The sequence below is a fragment of the Streptomyces sp. NPDC029292 genome (genome assembly GCF_055569295.1).
Genome location: NZ_JBVHXR010000005.1, coordinates 249,993 through 272,635, shown reverse-complemented (window position 1 = coordinate 272,635; position 22,643 = coordinate 249,993). Strand labels below are relative to the sequence as shown.

17 protein-coding genes and 2 tRNA genes are annotated in these 22,643 nt (G+C 71.2%); 3 read left to right on the top strand and 16 right to left on the bottom strand.

The features are described 5' to 3' along the window. Positions 1 to 156: 156 nt before the first annotated feature. The 7 genes from ACZ4WS_RS14665 to ACZ4WS_RS14635 all read right to left on the bottom strand — a co-directional run bounded on the left by ACZ4WS_RS14665 (position 157) and on the right by ACZ4WS_RS14635 (position 8,565). Entirely contained in the window at positions 157 to 2,388 is a 2,232-nt protein-coding gene (locus ACZ4WS_RS14665) for an ArnT family glycosyltransferase (RefSeq protein ID WP_467980390.1), read from the bottom strand. Then, positions 2,385 to 3,863, bottom strand: coding sequence for a bifunctional glycosyltransferase family 2/GtrA family protein (locus tag ACZ4WS_RS14660; RefSeq protein WP_467980389.1), 1,479 nt, complete (start codon positions 3,861 to 3,863; stop codon positions 2,385 to 2,387). The genes ACZ4WS_RS14665 and ACZ4WS_RS14660 overlap by 4 nt, the downstream gene beginning before the upstream one ends. A 14-nt stretch (positions 3,864 to 3,877) precedes the next feature. Continuing rightward, positions 3,878 to 5,500, bottom strand: coding sequence for an ATP-binding protein (locus ACZ4WS_RS14655; RefSeq protein ID WP_467980387.1), 1,623 nt, complete (start codon positions 5,498 to 5,500; stop codon positions 3,878 to 3,880). Further along, positions 5,497 to 6,237 (bottom strand): response regulator transcription factor, encoded by a 741-nt coding sequence (locus tag ACZ4WS_RS14650; RefSeq protein WP_467980386.1) that lies wholly within the window; start codon positions 6,235 to 6,237, stop codon positions 5,497 to 5,499. The genes ACZ4WS_RS14655 and ACZ4WS_RS14650 overlap by 4 nt, the downstream gene beginning before the upstream one ends. A 122-nt stretch (positions 6,238 to 6,359) precedes the next feature. Next, complete coding sequence (locus ACZ4WS_RS14645) at positions 6,360 to 7,253, bottom strand: amidohydrolase family protein (RefSeq protein WP_467980384.1); 894 nt, start codon at positions 7,251 to 7,253, stop codon at positions 6,360 to 6,362. Further along, entirely contained in the window at positions 7,240 to 7,590 is a 351-nt protein-coding gene (locus ACZ4WS_RS14640) for an antibiotic biosynthesis monooxygenase family protein (RefSeq protein WP_467980382.1), read from the bottom strand. Before ACZ4WS_RS14640 ends, ACZ4WS_RS14645 begins: the two co-directional genes overlap by 14 nt. A 105-nt stretch (positions 7,591 to 7,695) precedes the next feature. Beyond that, positions 7,696 to 8,565 carry a DUF2797 domain-containing protein gene (locus ACZ4WS_RS14635; RefSeq protein ID WP_467980380.1) on the bottom strand — a complete coding sequence of 290 codons (870 nt, stop codon included), beginning with the start codon at positions 8,563 to 8,565 and terminating at the stop codon, positions 7,696 to 7,698. Positions 8,566 to 8,984: 419 nt separating this feature from the next. Between ACZ4WS_RS14635 and ACZ4WS_RS14630 the strand changes: the two genes are divergently transcribed. After that, positions 8,985 to 9,488, top strand: coding sequence for a MarR family winged helix-turn-helix transcriptional regulator (locus ACZ4WS_RS14630; protein ID WP_467980378.1), 504 nt, complete (start codon positions 8,985 to 8,987; stop codon positions 9,486 to 9,488). Between the two features lie 126 nt (positions 9,489 to 9,614). Here the strand turns inward: ACZ4WS_RS14630 and ACZ4WS_RS14625 are convergent. Beyond that, positions 9,615 to 9,687, bottom strand: a tRNA-Arg gene (locus tag ACZ4WS_RS14625). Positions 9,688 to 9,872: 185 nt separating this feature from the next. Continuing rightward, positions 9,873 to 9,963 (bottom strand) — tRNA-Ser (locus ACZ4WS_RS14620). A 176-nt stretch (positions 9,964 to 10,139) separates the two neighbouring features. Between ACZ4WS_RS14620 and ACZ4WS_RS14615 the strand changes: the two genes are divergently transcribed. Together ACZ4WS_RS14615 and ACZ4WS_RS14610 are read left to right on the top strand one after the other, a co-directional pair. Continuing rightward, positions 10,140 to 10,619: an SSI family serine proteinase inhibitor gene (locus ACZ4WS_RS14615; protein ID WP_467980376.1), complete on the top strand. Its 480-nt coding sequence runs from the start codon at positions 10,140 to 10,142 to the stop codon at positions 10,617 to 10,619. 310 nt (positions 10,620 to 10,929) lie between these two features. Further along, the gene (locus tag ACZ4WS_RS14610; protein WP_467980374.1) at positions 10,930 to 15,144 is read left to right on the top strand and encodes a hybrid sensor histidine kinase/response regulator; all 4,215 of its coding nucleotides are present in this window, start codon (positions 10,930 to 10,932) and stop codon (positions 15,142 to 15,144) included. A 101-nt stretch (positions 15,145 to 15,245) separates the two neighbouring features. On the opposite strand, the gene ACZ4WS_RS14605 is transcribed toward ACZ4WS_RS14610, so the two are convergent. The 7 genes from ACZ4WS_RS14605 to ACZ4WS_RS14575 all read right to left on the bottom strand — a co-directional run bounded on the left by ACZ4WS_RS14605 (position 15,246) and on the right by ACZ4WS_RS14575 (position 22,592). Continuing rightward, entirely contained in the window at positions 15,246 to 16,922 is a 1,677-nt protein-coding gene (locus tag ACZ4WS_RS14605) for a long-chain fatty acid--CoA ligase (protein ID WP_467980372.1), read from the bottom strand. Between the two features lie 136 nt (positions 16,923 to 17,058). After that, positions 17,059 to 17,613, bottom strand: a complete 555-nt coding sequence (locus ACZ4WS_RS14600; protein WP_467980370.1) for a SigE family RNA polymerase sigma factor — start codon at positions 17,611 to 17,613, stop codon at positions 17,059 to 17,061. A 205-nt stretch (positions 17,614 to 17,818) separates the two neighbouring features. Continuing rightward, positions 17,819 to 18,991, bottom strand: coding sequence for a lipid-transfer protein (locus tag ACZ4WS_RS14595; protein ID WP_467980368.1), 1,173 nt, complete (start codon positions 18,989 to 18,991; stop codon positions 17,819 to 17,821). Next, positions 18,988 to 19,389 (bottom strand): MaoC family dehydratase, encoded by a 402-nt coding sequence (locus ACZ4WS_RS14590; protein WP_467980367.1) that lies wholly within the window; start codon positions 19,387 to 19,389, stop codon positions 18,988 to 18,990. Before ACZ4WS_RS14590 ends, ACZ4WS_RS14595 begins: the two co-directional genes overlap by 4 nt. Next, positions 19,386 to 20,525 (bottom strand): acyl-CoA dehydrogenase family protein, encoded by a 1,140-nt coding sequence (locus tag ACZ4WS_RS14585; protein WP_467980365.1) that lies wholly within the window; start codon positions 20,523 to 20,525, stop codon positions 19,386 to 19,388. Before ACZ4WS_RS14585 ends, ACZ4WS_RS14590 begins: the two co-directional genes overlap by 4 nt. A gap of 1 nt (position 20,526) precedes the next feature. Further along, a complete protein-coding gene (locus ACZ4WS_RS14580) occupies positions 20,527 to 21,432 on the bottom strand; it encodes a bifunctional MaoC family dehydratase N-terminal/OB-fold nucleic acid binding domain-containing protein (RefSeq protein ID WP_467980364.1) in 906 nt (301 codons plus the stop codon). After that, positions 21,429 to 22,592, bottom strand: a complete 1,164-nt coding sequence (locus ACZ4WS_RS14575) for an acyl-CoA dehydrogenase family protein (RefSeq protein WP_467980362.1) — start codon at positions 22,590 to 22,592, stop codon at positions 21,429 to 21,431. Before ACZ4WS_RS14575 ends, ACZ4WS_RS14580 begins: the two co-directional genes overlap by 4 nt. Positions 22,593 to 22,643: the final 51 nt, after the last annotated feature.

Sequence of the window (22,643 nt, the reverse complement as noted above, 5' to 3'; positions counted from 1 at the left end):
GTGCCGGGCTCGCTCCCCACGGAGACGTACGCCACCACCATGTGCGCGTGCGCCCGCTCGGGCCCCCCCCCCCCCCCCCCCCCCCCACCCCCCCACCCCTCCCCCCCCCCCCCCCCCCCCCCCCCCCCCCCCCCACCGCCCTTGGGAAAGAAACCGTCAGCTGCTGCTCGTCGGCTGCGTCAGGTCGTAGAAGGTGGCCGAACCGACCGTCACCTTCTTGTAGTTGGCCTCGACCCACGAGGTGATCTGGGAGGAGGTGCCGGAGCTGCTGCCGCCGCCCATGCTGCCGCCCGAGATGAAGTAGTGGATCTTGCCGTCCGTCACGTACTTCTTGAACTGCGCCAGCGTCGGGGACGGGTCGGTGCCGTTGAAGCCGCCGATCGCCATCACCGGCTTGCCGGTGGCGAGCTGGTAGCTCGCGGAGTTCTGGGAACCGATGGCCGCGGCCGCCCAGGTGTAGTCACCGGCGTTCGCCTCCAGCAGCTTCTTGGCCTCGGAGGTGACGGTCGCGCCGTTGAGCAGACCGCCCATGCCGCCGCCGCCCATGCCGCCCTCGCCCATCTGACCGCCGGGGCCGCCCTGCTGGGTCTGGCCGTTGCCGTTCTGCTGGGTCTGGCCGCCGCCCGGGAAGCCGCCGGTGCCGCCGGTCGGGGGCTGGCCCATGCCGCCGCCCTGCTGGGTGGTGCCGTTGCCCTGCTGGTTCTGGCCGCCGCCGAACCCGCCGCGCATACCGCCACCGCCACCCGGACCGCCGCCCCCGCCCATCGAGCTGGCGCCGGCCGGACCGGCCGTCACGATGGAACCGGTGTGCCCGGTGTTGACCGTGGTCAGCGTGTACGCGGTCGGACCCGCGACCGAGGCCACGAAGCTCAGTCCGACGGCCGCGAGGGCCAGCTGCCGGCCCAGCTTGGCCGCGAAGATCAGGCCGAGCGCGCCGACCAGACCGCCGATGAGAACCAGCCACTTCAGCCAGGGCAGGTAGTCGGAGGTGCGGTTGAGGAGGACGTACCCCCAGGCCGCGCTCGCGGTGACCGAGGCGGCGAGGGTCAGCGAGGCCCAGGTCTTGGAGCGCTCCTCCCACAGGACCGTCGCGCCCATGCCGACCACGGCCGCGATGTAGGGGGCCAGGGCCACCGTGTAGTACTGGTGGAAGATGCCCGCCATGTAGCTGAAGACGACCAGGGTCATCAGCAGCGAACCGCCCCAGGCGAGGAACGAGCCGCGGGTCAGGTCGGTCCGCTTGGCCTTCCACGTGAGCACGATGCCCGCGACGAGCAGGATCAGCGCGGCCGGCAGCAGCCACGAGATCTGGCTGCCGATCTCGGAGTTGAACATCCGGTTCCAGCCGGTCTCGCCCCACTGGCCGGTGCCACCGGCGCCGCCACCGCCGCCGACGCTGCCGGTCTCGTCGCCGTTGATACGGCCGAGCCCGTTGTAGCCGAAGGTCAGCTCAAGGAAGGAGTTGTTCTGCGAGCCGCCGATGTACGGGCGGGAGGACGCGGGCCACAGCTCCACGATCGCGACCCACCAGCCGCCGGAGACGACCATCGCGACGGCCGACAGGCCCAGCTGCGCGAACCGCTTCTTCAGCTTCACCGGCGCGCAGACCGCGTACAGCACGGCGAGCGGCGGCAGGATCAGGAAGGCCTGCAGGGTCTTCGCCAGGAAGGCGAAGCCGACCGCGACGCCCGCCCAGACCAGCCACTTCGTCCGGCCGTCCTCCAGGCCGCGGATCACGCAGTAGACCGTGACGGTCATAAGGAGCGCGAGCATCGCGTCCGGGTTGTTGAACCGGAACATCAGCGCGGCGACGGGAGTGAGCGCGAGCACCGCGCCCGCGATCAGACCTGCTGCCGGGCTGAAGCGACGGCGCAGGGCCGCGTACAGGACGCCGACCGTGGCGACGCCCATGAGCACCTCGGGCACCAGGATCGCCCACGAGCTGAGCCCGAAGATCCGCACCGACAGGGCCATCGGCCACAGCGAGGCCGGGGGCTTGTCGACGGTGATGGCGTTGGCCGAGTCGAGCGAGCCGAAGAAGAACGCCTTCCAGCTCTCGCTGCCGGCCTGCACGGCCGCGGAGTAGAAGGAGTTGGCGTACCCGGAGGCGCTCAGGTTGTACAGGTACAGGACCGCGGTGGCGAGCAGCAGGCCGAGGAAGGCGGGGCGCACCCAGCGCGGGTCCTCGGGCCGGCCGCGCCAGACACGGCGCGCGAAGGGCTGCTTGGGCTCACCGGACTCGGGGTCGGGGGCGGGGACGACCGGCTCCTGCAGAGCCGTCGATGCCGGCAGAACCGTCGATGCCGACGGAGCCGTCGATGTCGGCGGCCCCCAGGAGGGACTCGCGCCCTCCTGATGGCTCGTACTCGTGTCGGGCTGAGTCGTCATCGTGCGTTCCTCGGATCGTGATCGTGCGGGTGCACCGCCTGCAACTGCATGGTCGCGTCCCCCCAGGGGCGGTCGTCCGCGGCTTCACCGGCGCGGAACTCGGTCGTGTCGTACGAGGACTGGGGCACCGTCGGGCGCTGGGGCAGCGGCGGATGGGCCACCGAGGTGGGCTGGGCCGTCAAGTAGGTGGGCGAGGCCGGGTTGTGCGACGCCACCACCGTGGAGGGCGCCCCCTCGCGCCGGTCCGGGAAGACCCAGGCCCGGAAGAGCAGGAACCGCAGCACCGTCGCCGCGAGGTTGGCGGCGATGAGAACCGCCAGCTCCGTGGAGTGCGCGGGGCTGCTCGTCGCCGCGCTCAGGGCGGCGAGCGAGCCGCTGGTGAGGGCGAGACCGATACCGAAGACGACCAGGCCCTGCGCCTGGTGCCGCATGGCGCCGCCCCGGCCGCGTACCCCGAAGGTGAGCCGCCGGTTGGCCGCCGTGTTGGCGACCGCCGAGACCAGCAGGGCGAGCGCGTTGGCGACCTGCGAGCCGGAGAAGGAACGGAAGCCGCTGTAGAGGAGCAGGTAGAACAGGGTGGACAGACCGCCCACCACACAGAAGCCGACGAGCTGGCGGGCCAGGCCCTTGGGTACGTCGGTCAGCTCGCGGTCGCGCGGATCGTCCCCGAAGGGGCGCGCGAGCCGGTCGAGCGCCAGCGAACCGGTGGCGAGGGCACGGCCGACGCGCCACACGCCCTTCAGGTCGTCCGTCGCCGTCTTCACGATGTGCACCGTCGAGTTCGGGTCGTCGACCCAGTCGACCGGCACCTCGTGGATACGCAGCCCGGCCCGCTCGGCGAGCACCAGCATCTCGGTGTCGAAGAACCAGCCGGTGTCCTCGACAAGGGGCAGCAGCACTTGAGCCACGTCACGACGGATCGCCTTGAAGCCGCACTGCGCGTCCGAGAAGCGGGCCTGCAGCGAACCGCGCAGGATCAGGTTGTACGTGCGGCTGATGAACTCCCGCTTGGCGCCGCGCACCACACGCGAGCTCCTCGACAGCCGGGATCCGATCGCCAGGTCCGAGTGGCCCGAGATCAGCGGGGCCACCAGCGGCAGCAGCGCGTTGAGGTCGGTGGACAGGTCGACGTCCATGTACGCCAGGACCGGAGCGTCCGAGGCCGACCAGACGGTGCGCAGCGCCCGGCCGCGGCCCTTCTGCTCCAGCCGGAAGGACCTGACCTCCAGGATCTCCGACTCCAGCCATGCCGCCACCTGCGGCGTGGTGTCCGTCGACGCGTTGTCGGCGATCGTGATCCGGAACGCGTACGGAAAGGTGCGCTTGAGGTGCTCGTGCAGTCTCATCACACACGGCTGGAGGTCCTTCTCCTCGTTGTAGACGGGGATCACTACGTCCAGGACAGGCGTACCGGCATTTCCGGCCGGGAGGTGCTCCCGCGCCGGCAGGTTGCCGGGAGAAGAGTCGGTTCGCATGCCAACGACTCTCCTCAAGCCCCCTGTTGCACCCATGTGGCGGCACTGTGCTGTGCCTGTGAGTACGTTTGCGAATTTGTTACAGCTGTTTCGACGGGCAGCGCGGGCAGATGCAGGGTGAACACGGTCCTGCCGGGCACGCTGTCGACGGTCACGGCACCCCTGTGCGCGGACGCGACTGCCTGCACGATGGCGAGCCCGAGACCGGTCGAGCCGGAGGCGCGGGAGCGCGACGAGTCGCCGCGCGCGAAGCGTTCGAAGACGCGCGGGAGCAGGTCACCCGGAATGCCGGGACCGTCGTCCTGGACGTCCACGCACAGCCACGGCCCGTGCCGGTGCACGCGCGCGGTGACGGTCGTACCCGGTGGTGTGTGCGTGCGTGCGTTTGCGAACAGATTGACCATGACCTGTTGCAGCCGCGCCGCGTCCGCGAGCACCAGCGCGGGCTCGTCCGGCAGCTCGAGCCGCCAGTTGTGGTCGCGCCCGGCCGCCCGCGCGTCGCTCACGGCATCGATGACCAGCGGTACGAGGTCGGTGTTGTCGTACTGGAGCGGCCGCCCGGCATCCAGGCGTGCGAGCAGCAGGAGGTCCTCGACGAGCCCCGTCATACGCCCGGCTTCGGATTCGATCCGGCCCAGGGCGTGCCGGGTGTCGGGCCCGGTCTCTTCGCGTCCGCGTCTGGTCAGCTCGGCGTATCCGCGGATCGATGCCAGGGGCGTACGCAGCTCATGACTCGCGTCCGCGACGAACTGCCGTACGCGCATCTCGCTCTGCTGCCGCGCGTGCAGGGCGCCGTGAATGTGGTCGAGCATGCGGTTGAGGGCGGCGCCGACCTGGCCGACCTCGGTGTGCGGGTCGGCCTCCGACTCGGGGACCCGTTCGTAGAGGGTGACCTCGCCGGTGTGCAGGGGGAGTTCGGAGACGCGGGTGGCGGTGGAGGCGACCTTGCGCAGGGGGCGCAGGGCCACGCCGACGAGGACGCTGCCCGCGATGCCGGCGGCGATGAGACCGGCGGCGGTGACGCTCACCTCTACGAGGATGAGGGTGTTGATGGTGTTGGTGACGGACTTGGTGGGGAGGGCTACGTAGAAGTTGCCCTTGGCGCCCTCTTGGTACTTGACGCGGTACTCCCCGAGGCCGGGAATCTCCACCGTGTGCACGCCGGTCTTGGACACGGAGCCGAGCACGGCCTGCTGTGCCGCGCTGAGCGTCCGGGGGGTCATGCCCCCGAAGCCGCCGTCGTCGTCCTTCTTCTCCTTGGAGTAGACCGCCTGGGTGATCCCGCCGTTCTCCACGAGGGCGGCGATGGTCTTCTCCGGGTTGGGGCCGCGGGTGAGGAAGTCGAAGGGGCTGTTCGTCGAGGAGTCGTCTATTGCCCCGCCAACCGGGGTGGTGCCGTCCTGCGCGTTCGCGCCCCCCGGCTTCACCGGGCCTCCGGTCGCGCGCATGGCGGCCTCGTTCAGCTGGCCGTTCAGCTGCTGGTTCAGATGCTCCTGCAGCGCGAAGGTCGTCACCGTCCCGATCACCGCGCAGACCACGGCGATCAGCGTGACCGCGGAGACGACGAGCCGCGTCCGCAGGGTGCGCGGCTGTCGTCCTCGCCTTTTCTGCGTACGCGGCTGTCGTCGCCGGCTCATGACGCGGCGGGCTTGATCAGGTAACCGGCCCCACGCCGGGTGTGGATCATCGGCTCGCGGCCCGCGTCGATCTTGCGGCGCAGGTACGAGATGTAGAGCTCGACGACATTGGCCTGGCCGCCGAAGTCGTAGGACCAGACGCGGTCGAGGATCTGCGCCTTGCTGAGCACCCGACGCGGGTTGCGCATCAGGAAGCGCAGCAGCTCGAACTCGGTCGCGGTGAGGTGGATGTTCTCGCCGCCCCGCGACACCTCGTGGCTGTCCTCGTCGAGGGTGAGGTCGCCGACCACCAGCACGGAGTCGGAGCGCCGGTCGGCGGCACCGGAACGGCGGATCAGCCCGCGCAGCCGGGCCACGACCTCTTCGAGGCTGAAGGGCTTGGTGACGTAGTCGTCGCCGCCGGCGGTGAGCCCGGCGATGCGGTCCTCGACGGCGTCCTTCGCGGTAAGGAAGAGGACGGGCACGTCGGGCAGCTCGCGGCGCAGCCGTCCCAGGACGGTCAGCCCGTCCATGTCGGGCAGCATCATGTCGAGGACGACGGCGTCGGGCCGGAACTCGCGCGCGGTCTGCACCGCACCGGTCCCGTCACCCGCGCTGCGGATCTGCCAGCCTTCATAACGAAGGGCCATGGAGAGCAGCTCGGTGATCGACAGTTCGTCGTCCACCACAAGCACTCGGACGGGGCTCCCGTCCGGCCTCAGCAGTTCGGTGCGCCCCTGGGGCGAGGTCGTGGTCATAGCGGACACCTTGCTGGGCGCCGCTGAGAGCATCCTTTCGGGAACCTGTGATTTCCCTGAGAAACTCACAGGTGTCTCTCAGGTAACTCCTGGGAAGATCATCGGCCGGGTGGGGGCCGGGGTCAGGCCGCGGCGAGCCCGAAGAGGCGTGCCCCGTTTTCGTAGCAGACGGCCCGGAGCCAGTCGTCGCCCAGCCCGAGTCGCTCCAGGGCATGCAGCTGATGGACGTACGGGTACGGAATGTTCGGGAAGTCGGTGCCGAGCAGCACCCGGTCGCCGAGATCGGCGAGCCGGGGCAGCGACTCGGGTGGAAACGGCGCGAGGCGCTCGCTGAAGTCGGTGAATGCCATGGTCGTGTCGACCCGCACCTCCCCGTACCGCTCCGCGAGCCCGAGGAAGTCCTCGTACTCGGGCATGCCCAGATGGGCGACGATCAGCCGCAGCCGGGGATGCCGGGCGAGGACGCGGGCGATGGGCTCGGGCCCGGTGTGCTTGCCGGGGCTGGGCCCGGACCCGCAGTGGATCACGACCGGGACGCCCGCCTCGGCGAGCAGCCCCCAGACGGGGTCGAGAAGTCGGTCCCCCGGGTCGTACGCCCCCACCTGCACATGCGCCTTGAAGACGCGGGCCCCGGCGTCCACGGCCTCGCCCACGTACGTCTCGACGCCCGGCTCGGGAAAGAGGGTCGCGGTGTGCAGGCAGTCGGGTGTGCGCCGGGCGAAGTCGACGGCCCACGAGTTGAGCCACTGGGCCATGCCGGGCTTGTGCGGATAGAGCATGGCGGTGAAGGCCCGTACTCCGAACTCCCTGATCCGCGCGAGCCGTTCGGCCTCGTCCGTGCGATAGGTGATGGGCCACTCGACGGCGCCGCCGGTCACCGCCCCGAGCCCGTCGAAGTAGTCCCACACCTTGCGCAGGACGCGCTCGGGCATGAAGTGCGTGTGGACATCGACGAGCCCCGGCAGCCCCAGCCGCTCCCAGAACCGGCGGACGTCCTGCCCGTCAGCCACGTTCACGCTCGAACCCGTGGCTCCGCTCGACCTTGGCGACGTGCAGCGTGTAGCGCTCGTACCACTCGGCGCGGCCGCGCTTCTGCGCCGCTCGGTGCTCGACATTGCCGCTCCACTCCCTGATCGCGTCCTCGTCCCGGAAGTACCCGACGGTGATGGACAGCCCTCCCGGCGTGCGCGCGTGATCCATCCCGAGGAAGCCCGGGATGTCCTTCACCAGCTCTTCCATCCGCTCGGCGGTCTCGCCGTAGCCTCCGTCGCCCTCCGTCCGCACGGAGGTGAACACGGCGGCGTAGTAGGGGGGTTCGTGGGCGGCGACAGGTGCAATGGAGTGATCGCTCATGTCCGCCACTCTCGGGCCGTGCGCCCCCGCCGTCCAGCGCCTTTCCGAACGGGATCCAAAAGGGATCGAAGTCTTGACCATCGGGGAGTGGAGCTTTCGCACCCCTCAGAACAGCCCGTCCTGCACGTTTCTGTCCCCCAACTCCTTTACCGGCACGGTCAGTTGCCCGCTCTCGACAGCGGTCAGCTCCCACCCGGTCATCAACCGCGTATCCAGAACCACAACCCCCCGCTCGGTCGCCAGATGCAGATCGGGCCCGGCGGCCGCGACCAGCTCACCGCTCACGACCCCGCCCGCGACCAGCTCGCTCACCACGCCCTCCGCGGGCGGGAGTCCCGCGAGCCCGAACACGTCGGTGTGGTCGACGGGCTGGAACGGCGCGCGCTGGAGCGACTCGGGCCACGCATCGAGCAGCGCGACGCTCGCGTGCAGATCCCGGATCTCGGCCACCCGCTCGTCGGGGCCCGGCAGCGCCGCCCGCACCGCACGCTTGTCGGCGTACGGAATCCGGTCGGGCACCTTGAGCGCGGCCCGCAGCAACTCCTCGGACCGCCGCGCGGCCATCAAGGGCCCCTGCCCCAGCCAGCTGAAGGTGACGGCGCCCTGCTCCAGGAGCCGCGCGGACCCCCGCTCGACCGCGGTGATCCCCACCTTCACCATGCCGGGCCCGAACCACGCGAGATACACGTGGTACGGCCGCGGATCATCGGCGATCGTGTCGGCGGCCACGGAGTGCGCCCGGTCCAGCCGCGCACACTCCTCGCACCGCGCCCCCGTACTCCGCCCCGAGACGACGGCCCCCACCGGACAGTCATGCCCCCGCGCCCCCACGCACGTCCGCACCCCCTCATCCACGACCCGGAACGCCACCCGCTTCCCCCACGGCAACGGGCTGCCCCGCCCACCGCCCCACACCAACACGGGGCCGTCCGCCGACCACCGCAGCCCCGAACATCTCCACGCCACCTGTGCCATCTCTGTCGAGCGTAGGGGCTGGCACTGACATCGCGGCGGGCGACGGGGCTGGCACTGACATCGCGGCGGGCGACGGGGGCGGGGCTGCGCCGGGGTCGGGGGTGGGCTGGAGGGGGCGGGACTGGAGGGCGTGGGACTGGCGGGCGTGGGTTACTTCGACGAGTCAGACGACGGGCTCGGTCACCGGCCCGTCGGACGCGGAGGCGGACGAAGACGAAGAAGAGGACGAGGAAGAGGACGAGGACGAGGACACGATCACGCCCACCAGCCGTCGCCCTGCGAGCCGGCACCCGACGCAACCGGGATGTCCCTCCCTCGCACCGAGATCCCTCACCCGCCACCCCCGACGGAATAGACTGAATCCCTCACCATCTAAGAAATTTACACCGGAAATCTCTCACGCACTAAGGAAATCCCGGATGCAGCAGGGCAAGCCGCGCCCCCGCCCGCACGCGACACCGGCCCAGGCGCTGTCCGCCATGGACCACCTCATCGCGACGAGCATGTTCGGTCAGCAGGCGGTGGCCCAGCAGCTCAACCTGAACGTCACCGACCTCACGTGCTTCGGGTTCGTCCTGGAGGCCGGCGACACCCTGCTCACGGCCGGCGACCTCGCGGAACGCGCCCACGTGACGACCGGCGCCGTCACGGGCATCCTCAACCGCCTCGAACGCGCGGGCTACGTCACCCGCCGCCCCGATCCCAAGGACCGCCGCCGCGTCCGCATCGCCGCGGAGCTGTCCGCGGTCACCCGAGTCCGGGCCCTCTACGAGCCGTACTGTGCCCGCCTGGCCGGACTCCTGTCCGACTACACGCCCGCCGAAATCGCCGTCCTGCACGATTGGTTCACCCGGACGAACAGCCTGATGACCGAATACCTGGGCAGCTGCGGCAGAACACCCGACACCATCGCCCCGCTTTAGCAAACGATCGTGCGCTATTTTCATTGACCTACGGCGAAGACCTGGTCGTCTGAGGCTTCTTGCAACTGCCGTCACGGCAAAAGCCAGAGGCCCTGTGGATTCCTCCACAGGGCCTCTGGTCTGGTGTGCACTCGGCAGGATTCGAACCTGCAACCTTCTGATCCGTAGTCAGATGCTCTATCCGTTAAGCTACGAGTGCTTGTTTTGTTTTTGCGCCGCTTCCCGGGCTTTCGGCCCGCTCGCGGCGACAGGAAGAACATTACATGACTGCCGCCGCCATGTGAAATCCGTTTGCCGCACCCATTGTGAGCTGGGCAAACACCCTCCGGCACGGGGTAACGCCGAAGCCCCGGTCCAGGTGGACCGGGGCTTCGGATCTTGGCGCGGAGGCGGAGGGATTTGAACCCTCGATGGGCTTTAAGGCCCAAACCGCATTAGCAGTGCGGCGCCATAGACCGGACTAGGCGACGCCTCCCGCACAGCCGCCCGCGCGAGCGCGAGTGGTGCGTGCAGATGATGACACAGCCGGGTGGGGTGTCACCAATCGCCTCCCACGGTACTAGGCACTCGGCCCGCAGAGCAAAGCCCAAAACGGCGTGAGCGGCAGGAGCGTCCGCGCAACCGCGCGGGGCGCGTGGCGTTAGTCAGGTCATGTTGCGTCGTCTCACTCTCGCCGCCGCCTCCGCCGCCGCGATCACCGCCGCGTCCGCCGCCGTTTCCGCGGCGGTGCCCGCCACCGCGTACGCCGAACCGGTCCCCCTGAACCTGCCGCTGCTGCCCCCGCCGGCTCACGGCGAGGACTCCGGCGATCAGCTCACCGTGACCGTCCACGAGGCGGGGAGCGGTGCGGATGGAACGTACGAGCTGCGGTGTCATCCCGGCAGCGGCAGTCACCCGGATGTGAAGGGGGCCTGCGGCACGCTGGACCAGCGCACCAGATGGGGCAAGGACCCCTTCGCCCCGGTGCCGCCGGGGACCATGTGCACGATGGAGTACGGCGGTCCGGCCACCGCGCATGTCACGGGGACCTGGGCGGGACGACCGGTCGACGCGCGGTTCGACCGCGCGGACGGATGCCAGATCGCGCGATGGAACGCTCTCGCGCCCCTACTCCCCGACGCCCATCCGTAGTCGGGGAGTAGGGGGCCGGGTTCACGGTCGGGTTCACGGGTCGGCCACGGTCAGGGTCGTGGCCCGGTCACGGTCGGGGTCACAGTCAGGGCATGGCGGGATCACGGTGACGTCATGGTTCCGCGAGGGCGAAGGGAGGGGCGAAATGCGCGGTCACAGGTTCTACGTCTCTTCTGCGTGCGACCTCCCTCTCATCCGGCGTCGCGAGCGCAACCTCTGCCCGTAGACTCCCTCGCGTGACACGCTGCGGGCCGGTTGGCAAGATGGCATCCGCGGTCGGCAAGGTGCGGTAACAGGGAGGAAGCGTCTCGTGAGCAGCAGGCCATCCCGAGGCGCTGCTCGCCTCGCAGCCATACTGGACGCGCTGCCCGATGCGTTGGTGCTGGTCAACGCCAATGGGACAGTCGTCAACGCCAACTCCATCGCCCTGGAGGCCTTCGAGGCCCCGGGCACGGCTCTGGTGGGGCGCGGCCTGCTCGATCTGCTGCCGGAGTTCGACTCCCGGCTCATCCCGGGATCCATGCGGCGGCCCGACACCATCGACCAGCTCGGGCGGACCAAGCCGACCAGGATGGTGGCGCGGCGGACCGACGGCAGCGAGTTCCCCGTCGAAGTCACCAGTGCGAATCTCGAGAACGGCCAGCAGGCCTACGACAGCTACGGCTACACCGCGGACGAGCTGCTCATGCTCGTCGTACGCGATCTGTCGGGCACCGTCGACACCGAGGCCGAACTTGCGCGTTCGCAACGGCAGACCGAGATGATCCTGCGCGCGGCGGCCGAAGGTGTCGTGGGGACGGACACCGAGGGGCGGGTTGTTCTCGTCAATCCCGCCGCCGCTCAGATACTGGGATATCGGGCCAGCGACCTCGGCGGGCAGGATCTGCACGCCCTCATCCTTCACTCGCGCGCGGACGGCGAGTCCTTCTCCTACGAGGAGTCCCCGCTCGCCGACACCCTGCGCTCCGGGCGCAAGCACCGGGTGCGCGGGCAGGTGCTGTGGTCGAAGACCGGGGCCAAGGTGCCGGTCGACCTCACGACCGCGCCGGTGCGCGACGGCGATCAGCTCGTCGGCGCCGTGATGACGTTCACCGACCGGCGGCCGTACGACACCCTCGCCGAGGAGAAGGACGCCGAGGCGACTCGGCACGCGGATGAACTCGAGCGGATCGCCGACGAGCACGCCGAGGAACTCAAGACACTGCGCGAGCGGCACGAGGCCGAACTGGCCGAGGTGAGCGAGCGGCACGAGGAGGAACTCGCCGCCGGCGACGAGCGGTACGCGGCGCTCGGCGAGCGCGAGAAGGACCGGTACGAGGCTCTCGCCGCCCGGCACGAGCAGCTGCTCGCCGTGCTCGGGCAGTCCCTGCGCGGCCCCCTCGACCAACTGCGCGGCGAACTGTCGAAGCTCGCCGCCGACGACGCCGGGCAGCTGTGGCCCGAGGCCAACCAGGTGCTCCACCACCTCGCTGCGGGCTATTCGCGGATCACGACGCTGGTCGACAACGTGCTCGGCTATCAGCGGCTCGACTCCGGTGCCGAGGACATTTCCCGTACGAAGGTCATGCTCGACGCGGTCGTCGCGGCCGGTGTCGACGGCGCCGTGGAGCTGATCGGGCCCGGACGGGTGCAGTTCGCCGTGCACGCGCCGCCGATCGAGGCCGAGGTCGACCCGAAGCGGCTCGCGAACGCCCTCGCGCATCTCATCGCGGACGTCGCGGGAGTCGACGCGACCGGCAACGCTCCGGTGTCCGCGGGCGGTTACATGGACAACACGGTCGTCGTCGCGGCGGCACAGCGCGGTGAGGTCGTACGCATCGAGGTGCGCGGGCCGTACACCGGGGGAGACCCGGTGCACGAGCCGATCGTGCGCGGGATCGTGCGCGCGCACGGTGGCGTGCTGCAGACGCACGAGGTGCCGGGGATGAGCGGCAGCGCGTTCGTGCTCGAGGTGCCGATCGGCGGTGGGGCCGGGGCGGTCCCGGTCGAGACCGAGGCCGTCGAGACGCCCGGATCCGAGGTAGCCCTTCTCGAGCAGGCCTCCCATCAGGGGGGTGGCAGGCGGCGGGCCCGGCGCTCCTCCGTGGACGCCTTCCTGGAGAGCGAGGTGGCGGGGAAGTCCGACACCACGTCCGCGACGGCCGTCGCGTCCGGCACGTCCGGCGCTGAGGCCGGTGCGACTGCTCCCACGGGACGGCGTCGGCGGCGTACGGCCGATGAGCAGGGGACCGGCGGAACCGCCGGGACCGGCGAGGTGTCGGTTCCCGCGCAGGGCTCGGGAGTCGAGGGCGGCCCCGGTGACGGCGGGGCCGCCGATGGCTCCGGTGGTACCGGGCGACGGCGTGGACGGCCCAGTACGGCCGAGGGCTCGGGCGACGGCGCGACCGAGGGTGTCTCCGAGGGCGCGGTCGTCACGGCGGCCGAGCACGCGGCAGGGACCGCGGCGGCGGGTACGGGGCTCGGCGGAACGGTGCCTCCGCAAGGCGTGCCCGTGCCCTCCGGGCGCCGTGCGCGACGGGACGGCGAACAGCATGCGCTGCCGCCCGCGTTGCCCGCGGCTCCGAGTGCGCCCAATGCGCCGAGCGGGCAGGGTGCGTCGGACGCCGTTGCCTCCGGCTCCGAGGACGGCACGCAGCCCACGGGGCGGCGTCGGCGTGCGCTGGCCGCCGCGGCCGAGCGTGCCGCCGCGGAGGAGGCGGCAGGCTCCCGCGCGGTGTTCGCGCTGCCGCCCGCGGAGGCGGACCGCACCCCCGAGTACGTAGAGGCTCAAGCACAGGCCCAAGCGCAGCTCCAAGCACAGGCCCAGCAGCAGCTTCAGCAGCAGGCCGACACCGTCCGCGCCGCTCACGACCAGGCCGACGACGGCCGTCACGACGCGATGCTGCACGACCCTGCCGACGATCACACCCCGCCCCAGCCGCACCCCGTTTCCACCCCGCCGGGACGGCGCCGCGCCAGCCGGACTCCGGTCCAGCCGGATGAGGCGGGAACGCCCGCACAGGGCATTCCGGCACAGGGCGTTCCGGCACAGGGCGTTCCCGGGCAGACGGTTGCCCGGGCCACCCCGGCCCAGCCCCAGCCCACCGCGGCTCCGAGCCCGGCACCGGGAACTCCCGTTCCGGCGGCACCGCAGCCGTGGCCGGGCAACGCCGAGACGCCCGCCGGTGGCGTACCCGCCCCCCAGCCCTGGCCGAACGCGAACGCCGAGGACACCTCGGGTGCCGGGTCTCCGGCCCCCGTACAGCCCGGAGTTCCGGCGCAGGCCGCGTCCCGCGCCACGGACGCCCCCGCCGCGTCTCAGGCGACCCCTGCCCCCGGTACTCCCCTCCCGCCCGAGCGCCCCGCCCAGCCCCGCGTGGCGCAGCCGCTGCCCGCCGAGGCCGCGGCCCCGGTCGACCCCAACTCGACGCAGGGACGCGCGATCAGCGTGCGCACGCTCGGCCAGGGTGTCCCGTTCACCCGCCAGCCCGCGCCGAGCCAGCCGGGGCCCCAGACGCCGGCCCAACCGGGGCCTCAGTCCGCCACGCCTCCGCCGCACCAGACGAACGGTTCCGGCCGCCGTCGCAAGCTCGGTACACCCCCCGAGCCCGCCGGCGAGCGCCTGGAGTCGGCGGCCCGTCCGCATCCGTCGACCGGGCAGGCCTCCGCACCCCGGCCCTCCGGAGCCACCGAGGGCGCCGGACGGTCGTACGCCATAGGAGCACCGGACGAGAACGCCGACGAAGGCCCCGAGCCGCTCGACGGACCCGGCGGTGCCGTCGAGGTCGCCGACCAGCCGCAGCCGCGTCCCCTGGACGACGAGCTGCCCCCGGAGCCGCTGGACAACCCGCGGCGCCTGCTCGTCTGGCCCGCACCCGACGTCACCACCCAACAGGCCCTCAGCGACCGCGGCTACCGGCCCGTCATCGTGCACTCGCGCGAGGAGGTCGACGCGCAGATCGCCGCCTTCCCGGCCGCGCTCTTCGTCGACCCGCTGACCGGTCCGATCACGCGCACGGCGCTCCAGTCGCTGCGCCAGGCCGCCGTCGCCGCCGAGGTGCCGGTCCTTGTGACGGCGGGACTCGGACAGGCGACACGCGAGGCGGCGTACGGCGCCGATCCCGCCGTACTCCTGAAGGCCCTGGCGCCCCGGGACTCCGAGCAGCACCCGCCGCGCGTCCTGCTCATCGAGGAGCACGCGGAGATCGCGCTGGCGCTGACCGCGACGCTGGAGCGGCGCGGGATGCAGGTCGCGCGGGCGTCGACGGACACGGACGCGGTGACGCTGGCCGCGCAGCTGCGGCCGAACCTGGTGGTGATGGACCTGATGCAGGTGCGTCGGCGCCAGGCCGGAATCGTCGACTGGCTGCGCGCGAACGGCCAGTTGAACCGCACCCCGCTCGTCGTCTACACCGCCGCCGTCGACCGGGCCGAACTCCCGCGCCTGGCCGCGGGCGAGTCGGTTCTGTTCCTCGCCGAGCGCTCGACCAGCGCCGAGGTGCAGGACCGGATCGTCGACCTGTTGGCGCGCATCGGCACGAACTGACCGACCAGGCTCCGGCTTACTAACTGGCATCACCCACACGACGGTTGGGGTGCTGTTTCACGTGAAACAGCACCCCAACCGTCGTATCGGCCCAACAGTCGTCAGAGCTGGGTGACGTCCAGCTCGCCCGCCGCGTACTGCCGGCGCAGCACCTTCTTGTCGAACTTGCCGACGCTCGTCTTCGGGACCGCCTCGATGATCGTCCAGCGTTCGGGGAGCTGCCACTTGGCGATACGGCCCTCGTCGGCGAGGAAGGCGCGCAGCGACTCGAAGCCGGCGGTGGCGCCCTCCTTCAGGACGACGGTGGCGAGGGGGCGCTCGCCCCATTTCTCGTCGGGGACGGCGACAACGGCGGCCTCGGCGACGTCCGGGTGGGACATGAGCGCGTTCTCCAGGTCGACCGACGAGATCCACTCGCCGCCCGACTTGATGACGTCCTTGGCGCGGTCGGTGAGGGTCAGGAATCCGTCGGGGCTGATCGTGCCGACGTCCCCGGTCTTGAGCCAGCCGTCCTCGCTGAACTTGTCGGCGGGTCGCAGGTGTTCGGCGCCCTGGCCTCCGTAGTACGCACCCGCGATCCACGGGCCGCGCACCTCCAGCTCGCCCGCGGACTCGCCGTCCCAGGGGAGCCGTTCGCCACCGGGGCCGGTGAGGCGGGCCTCGACGCCGGCCGGGAAGCGGCCCTGCGTCAGCCGGTACGCGAACTCCTCGTCCGTGCCCACCGCGTGGGCCGGTGGCCGGGCGATCGTGCCGAGCGGGGAGGTCTCGGTCATGCCCCAGGCGTGACAGACCCGCATGCCCAGCTTGTCGAAGGCCTCCATGAGCGAGGGCGGACAGGCCGAGCCGCCGATGGTGACCTGGGTGAGGGAGGAGACGTCCCGGGGCTTGGCGTGCAGCTCGGCGAGGAGTCCCTGCCAGATGGTGGGGACGGCCGCGGCGTGCGTGGGCTTCTCGCTCTCGATCATCTCGGCGAGCGGCGCGGGCTGCAGGAAACGGTCCGGCATCAGCATGTTCACGCCCGTCATGAACGTGGCGTGCGGCAGGCCCCAGGCGTTGACGTGGAACTGCGGCACCACGACGAGGGACGTGTCCTGGTCGGTCAGGCCCATCGACTGAGCCATGTTGACCTGCATGGAGTGCAGGTAGATCGAGCGGTGCGAGTAGATGACGCCCTTGGGGTCGCCCGTGGTGCCGGAGGTGTAACACATGGCCGCGGCCTGGCGTTCGTCGATCTCCGGCCAGTCGAACGTCACCGGCTTCCCGGCGATCAGCTCTTCGTACTCATGGACCCGCACGGCCGCTCCGTCGAGCAGCGAACGGTCACCGGGCCCCGAGACGACGATGTGCTCGATGGTCGGCAGATGGGGGAGGAGCGGCGCGAGCAGCGGAAGCAGCGAGCCGTTGACGATGACCACGCGGTCGGCGGCGTGGTTGACGATGAAGACGAGCTGCTCCGCCGGGAGGCGGAGGTTGAGCGTGTGCAGGACCGCGCCCATGGAGGGAATCGCGAGGTACGCCTCCACATGCTCGGCGTTGTTCCACATCAGCGTCGCGACCCGTTCGTCGCCCGTCACGCCGAGGTCGTCGCGCAGTGCGCCCGCGAGCTGGATCGCGCGCACCCCGGCCTCGCGGAAGCTGCGACGCTGCGGCTCGCCCTCCCCGGTCCAGGTGGTGATCTGCGACGTACCGTGCACGAGCGCCCCGTGCACGAGAATGCGGGTCACAGTCAGCGGTACGTCCTGCATCGTGCTCAGCACGGCGTCCTCCCGGGGCGACATTGCCTACGCGGTAGTAATGGGCTGCGCTGATTCTGCGCACATACCGCGCGGTATGTCACTAGTACCCGGGATAATCGATCAGGTCAGAACACCCTTTCCACTCCGGACTGCCTCATAACGGCAACCCCCGCCCGGCTCAGCGGACGGGGGCCAGCTCAGGATCCTCGCGCAGCTTGCCGAGCGCACGCGACACCGCCGACTTGACCGTCCCGATGGACACACCGAGCACCTCCGCCGTCTGCGCCTCGCTCAGGTCCTCGTAGTACCGCAGGACGACCATCGCCCGCTGCCGCGCCGGCAACTTCGTGATCGCCCGCCACATCGCGTCGTGCAGCGCCTGCTGCTCGGCGGGGTCCCCGGCGGGCAGCCCCTCGGGCTCGGGCAGCTCGTCGCACGCGAACTCGTCGACCCTGCGCTTGCGCCACTGCGACGTCCGCGTGTTCAGCAACGCCCGCCGCACATAGCCGTCGAGCGCCCGGTGGTCCTCGATCCGGTCCCACGCGACATACGTCTTGGTGAGCGCGGTCTGCAGCAGGTCCTCCGCGTCGCTCGGGTTCGCGGTCAGCGACCGGGCGGTACGCAGCAGCACCGGCTGGCGGGCCTTCACATACGACGCGAACGACGGGTACGACGGGTACGGAAGGGTCCGCGTCGCGGCGTTCGAAGCGCTGGTGCAGACGGGTGTGGTCATGGCTCCACGCTATGAGCGGCCCCTCCTCCGGCGGATCGGCCGCAGGTCCCGAAGACGAGTCCGCCTCAGGTTGTAGGAGGGGGGTTGCCCTCACCTCCTACGGGTGGACAAGAGGGGCCTGCACCCTGAGGGTTCATCCCTGAGAGACGACTACTACGGCAGTACACGGGCGTCGCTCCCCGGGGCAGGGAACCCTCATGGCGGGCTAGGAACGCTCACCCCGCCCCAGGATCAACCCCGACGTAGGCACCCCCGTCCCCGCGGTGACGAGGGCACGGCGGGCCCCCGCTATCTGGTTCACGGACGTGCCCCGCAGCTGTCGTACCGCCTCCGCGATCCCGTTCATCCCGTGCAGATACGCCTCCCCGAGCTGTCCGCCGTGCGTGTTCAGCGGCAGCCGCTCCTGGGCGACGAAGTCCGCGGCCTCCCCGGGCTCGCAGAACCCGAACTCCTCCAGCTGCATCAGCACGAACGGCGTGAAGTGGTCGTAGAGAATCCCCACGTCGATGTCGGCCGGGGTCAGCCCCGCCGTGCGCCACAGCTGCCGCGCCACCACGCCCATCTCGGGCAGCCCCGACAGATCGTCGCGGTAGAAGCTGGTCATCTGCTCCTGCGCGCGGCCCGCGCCCTGGGCGGCGGCCGTGATCACCGCGGGGGGATGCGGCAGATCGCGGGCCCGCTCCACGGAGGTGACCACCAGGGCCTGGCCGCCGTCGGTCTCCTGGCAGCAGTCCAGCAACCGCAGCGGCTCGACGATCCACCGCGAGGCCGCGTGCTCGGCGAGCGTGATCGGTCTGCCGTGGAAGTACGCCGCCGGGTTCGTCGCCGCGTACTTCCGGTCCACCACGGCGACATGGCCGAACGCCTCGGGCGTCAGCCCGTACGTGTGCAGATAGCGCTGGGCCGCCATCGCCACCCAGGACGCGGGTGTGAGCAGCCCGAACGGCAGGGACCAGCCCAGCGCCGCGCCTTCCGCCGACGGCTCCCGCTGCTGCACCCCGGAGCCGAATCTCCGTCCCGACCGCTCGTTGAACGCCCGGTAGCAGACCACGACCTCGGCCACTCCGGTCGCCACCGCGAGCGCCGCCTGCTGAACCGTCGCGCAGGCCGCCCCGCCCCCGTAGTGGATCCGCGAGAAGAAGGACAGCTCCCCCATCCCGGCCGCCTGGGCCACGGTGATCTCCGGGCTGGTGTCCATCGTGAACGTGACCATCCCGTCCACGTCCCCCGGCGTCAGCCCGGCGTCGTCGAGCGCGGACCGCACCGCCTCCACGGCCAGCCGCAGCTCACTGCGTCCCGAGTCCTTGGAGAACTCGGTGGCCCCGATCCCGACGATCGCCGCCCTTCCGCCGAGGGTGTCCCTCGTCCGTACGCTCACGAGGCGCCTCCCGCCGGTGCCGGGACGGTGACCGACACCGTGCCGGTGACGTGCTTGCCGAGGGCGTTGGCGCCGACGACCTTCACCGTGGCCGTGTCCCCGTCGAGCTCCTCGACCGTGCCGGTGAACACCATGGTGTCTCCGGGGTAGTTGGGCGCTCCGAGCCGTATGGCGACCTTGCGGAGGACGGCGGCCGGGCCGAAGTGATCGGTGATGTACCGCCCGACCAGCCCGTTGGTCGTCAGGATGTTCATGAAGATGTCGGGCGAGCCCTTCGCCCGCGCCAACTCCGCGTCGTGGTGCACGTCCTGGTAGTCGCGAGACGCGATGGCGCCGGCGACGATCAGTGTGCGCGTGATCTCGATCTCCCATGGCGGCAGTTCCTCGCCGACCCTCATGCCTCCACCTCCCCGCTCACGATCAACTCCCCCAACTCCTGGAGCACTTCACTGCCGCACCCCAGATACGCGTCCAGCTGCCGCCCCCAGAGAAAGTGCCGGTGCACGGGGTGCTCCAGGTCCGCGCCCGTCCCGCCGTGCAGATGCTGACCCGTGTGCACCACCCGCTGTCCCGCCTCGGACGCCCACCAGGCCGCGGTCAGCGCGTGCGTCGCATACGGCAGCCCCTCGTCGCGCCGCCACGCCGCCTCGTACGCCGTCACCCGTATCGCCTCGGTGTCCATGTACGCGTCGGCGGCACGGAGTTGGACCCCCTGCTTGGCGGCTAGCGGGCGCCCGAACTGCTGGCGCGTGTTGGTGTGCTCCACGGCTCTGGCCAGCGACCCCGCGCACACACCGGCCTGCAGCCCCGCGAAGGCGGTCCGGGCGGTGGCCAGTACGTCGTCGTAGGCGCCGTCCCCGCACGGCCGCTCACCCGTCCACCCACCCGGCGTCCCACCGGTCCGCTCCTCCGGCGCCCCACCCGTCCGCCCAGCCGGCGCCCTACCTGTCCGCTCATCCCGGGTCCCGCCCAGCCGCTCACCTGGAGTCCCGTCGAGCGTCAGCCGTCCCGCCGACCAGGGCGCGGTCAGCTCCACCGGCTCGCACGCCGCCTCGGCGGTCCGCACCAGCCACAGCCGGCGCCGGTCGTCGGCGACGAGCACATGGGTGGCGTCCCGCAGCCAGGGCACCACGGGGACGACGCCGCTCAACCTCCCCGAGTCACCGGCCCGCAGGGCCCCCGGCCCGGAGAGCGCCCCGCTCACCACCACCGTCCCGTCCCCGATCCCCGGCAGCAGCCGCTCCCGCTGCTCCCGTGAACCGTGAGCCGCCACCGCCAGCAGCCCGTACACACAGCTCGCCGCGAACGGCACCTGGGCCGTGGTGCGCCCCTGCTCCTCCAGGAGGAGCACCAGGCCGAGCAGCCCTATGTCCTCCACGGCCGCCACAAGCCCGGCCGCGCACAGCTCCTTCCACAACGCGGTGTCGCTGCCGGTCCCCGCCGCGGCGAGACGCTCGTGCGTGGAGAGGTCGCCGAAGATCCGCGCGGCCAGATCACGGGCGGCCGCCTGCTCCTCCGTAGGCGTGAAGTCCATGTCAGCCGCCGCCTTCCCCGCGCTCGCCGGCGCGGAACACCGGCAGCTCCAACTCCTCGTCGTACCACTGGAATTCAAGCCGCACGGGCATGCCGATCCGCACCTTGTCGTACGGCACCCCCACCACATTGCTCACGATCCGCACGCCCTCGGCCAGTTCGATCAGCCCCACCGCGTACGGAGCGTCGAAGGCGGGGAAAGGCGGGTGATGCATGACGACGTACGAGTACACGGTCCCGTCGCCGGTCGCCTCGACCGTGTCCCATTCCAGACAGCCGCACGCGCTGCACCCCGGCAGCCAGGGAAACCGCAGCGCCCCGCAGCCGTCGCACCGCTGGATCAGCAGTTGATGGCGGCCGACGCCCTCCCAGAACCCCGCGTTGTCCCGGTTGACCACCGGGCGTGGCCGTCTGGCCTTCGGCTTCCGCCGCGCGGGCGTGTACTTGAGGATCCGGAACCGGTGCGTACCTGCCAGTTCGCCGCCTGCCCGTACATCCATCCTGGTCGTGACGAAGTGTCCGGTGCCGAGCTTGGTCGTCTTGCGCTCGGAGACCGACTCGATCACCGCGTCGAAGGTGATCTCGTCCCCGGGGCGCAGCGGACGCACGTACTCCTGCTCGCAGTCGGTGGCGACCACCGAGGTGTACCCGGCGCCGTCGAGCAGCCCGAGCAGCTCGTCGTACGCCTCCGAGCGGCCCGCGTGCCCGGAGAGGCCGCCCATCGTCCACACCTGGAGCATGGTGGGCGGCGCCATGGCGTCGGGCCCCCCGTACGCCGGATGGGTGTCGCCCAGCGCCTCGCACCAGTGCCGGATCATCGGCTCGTTGACCGGGTCCTTGCCGACGCCCTCGATGGCGGCCGCGCGCCCCTCGTACGCCTTCACCCGGTGGTAGAAGTCCTCGCTCACCGCCGCCCCTTCCTCATCCCGAGCCGCATGGTCGCCACGATCTCCCGCTGCACCTCGCTCACCCCGCCCCCGAACGTGTTGATCTGCGCCGCCCTGTTCATCCGCTCCAGCTCGCCGTCCCCGAAAACCCCCGGCGAACCGGAACGCACCAGCGCGTCCGCTCCCACAATTTCCTGACACATTCGGTACACCGCGACCGCCGATTCGGTTCCCACCACTTTCACGCCGCTGGCGTCGCCCGGCGCCAGTCGGCCGGCCCCGACATCTCCCACCAAACGCCAGTTGAGCAGGCGTGATGCCGCCAGCCGGGCATGCACCTCGGCCAGCCGGAAACGCACCCACGGCTCGTCAATCCGGCGCCGACCCGTCACCGGATCGGGCGTACGCGCCGCCTCCAGCGCGGCCGCGTAGAAGTCCTCGGCCTGCATGCCGATCGCGGCGAGCGCGACCCGCTCGTGGTTGAGCTGGTTGGTGATGAGCCCCCAGCCGCCGTTCTCCTCGCCGACGAGGTTCGTCGCCGGGACGCGGAGGGCGTCGTAATAGGTGACCGTGGTCGTCAGCCCGCCCACCGTCTCGATCGGCGTCCATGAGAAGCCGGGCGCGTCCGTGGGCACGAGGAGGATCGAGATGCCCTGGTGCTTGGGCGCGTCCGGCTCGGTCCGGCAGGCGAGCCAGATCCAGTCGGCGTTCTGGGCGTTGGAGGTGAAGATCTTCTGTCCGTCGATCCGCCAGTGCTCGCCGTCGCGCACGGCGCGCGTCCGCAGGGAGGCGAGGTCCGTCCCCGCCGAGGGCTCCGAGTAGCCGATCGCGAAGACGACGTCCCCGCGCAGGATGCGCGGCAGGAAGTAGTCCTTCTGTTCCTGGCTCCCGTACTTCATGAGCGTCGGCCCGACGGTGTTCAGCGTGACCATCGACACGGGCGCCCCGGCCCGGTAGGCCTCGTCGAAGAACACGAACTGCTCGTCCGCGCCGCGCCCTTGCCCCCCGTACGCGACGGGCCAGCCGAGTCCGAGCAGCCCGTCCGCGCCGATGCGGCGCAGCAGCTCGCGCTGCCGCCCGAGGTCGTCCGCGGGTGGCGGCCCGTCGGGCATCAGGTCCCGGAAGTACGTACGGAGCTCGGCGCGCAGCCGTTGCTGGCGCTCGGTGGGGGCGAGGTGCACGGCGGCGGCCCTCCCGGACCTCGTACGAACAAGGGTTTCTGACTGTCCGTC

Excerpts from the sequence above, each read along its gene's own strand:
- ACZ4WS_RS14665 (WP_467980390.1), bottom strand. The coding sequence starts at position 2,388 with ATGACGACTCAGCCCGACACGAGTACGAGCCATCAGGAGGGCGCGAGT.
- ACZ4WS_RS14660 (WP_467980389.1), bottom strand. The coding sequence starts at position 3,863 with ATGCGAACCGACTCTTCTCCCGGCAACCTGCCGGCGCGGGAGCACCTC.
- ACZ4WS_RS14655 (WP_467980387.1), bottom strand. The coding sequence starts at position 5,500 with ATGAGCCGGCGACGACAGCCGCGTACGCAGAAAAGGCGAGGACGACAG.
- ACZ4WS_RS14650 (WP_467980386.1), bottom strand. The coding sequence starts at position 6,237 with ATGACCACGACCTCGCCCCAGGGGCGCACCGAACTGCTGAGGCCGGAC.
- ACZ4WS_RS14640 (WP_467980382.1), bottom strand. The coding sequence starts at position 7,590 with ATGAGCGATCACTCCATTGCACCTGTCGCCGCCCACGAACCCCCCTAC.
- ACZ4WS_RS14635 (WP_467980380.1), bottom strand. The coding sequence starts at position 8,565 with ATGGCACAGGTGGCGTGGAGATGTTCGGGGCTGCGGTGGTCGGCGGAC.
- ACZ4WS_RS14630 (WP_467980378.1), top strand. The coding sequence starts at position 8,985 with ATGCAGCAGGGCAAGCCGCGCCCCCGCCCGCACGCGACACCGGCCCAG.
- ACZ4WS_RS14615 (WP_467980376.1), top strand. The coding sequence starts at position 10,140 with ATGTTGCGTCGTCTCACTCTCGCCGCCGCCTCCGCCGCCGCGATCACC.
- ACZ4WS_RS14605 (WP_467980372.1), bottom strand. The coding sequence starts at position 16,922 with ATGTCGCCCCGGGAGGACGCCGTGCTGAGCACGATGCAGGACGTACCG.
- ACZ4WS_RS14600 (WP_467980370.1), bottom strand. The coding sequence starts at position 17,613 with ATGACCACACCCGTCTGCACCAGCGCTTCGAACGCCGCGACGCGGACC.
- ACZ4WS_RS14590 (WP_467980367.1), bottom strand. The coding sequence starts at position 19,389 with ATGAGGGTCGGCGAGGAACTGCCGCCATGGGAGATCGAGATCACGCGC.
- ACZ4WS_RS14585 (WP_467980365.1), bottom strand. The coding sequence starts at position 20,525 with ATGGACTTCACGCCTACGGAGGAGCAGGCGGCCGCCCGTGATCTGGCC.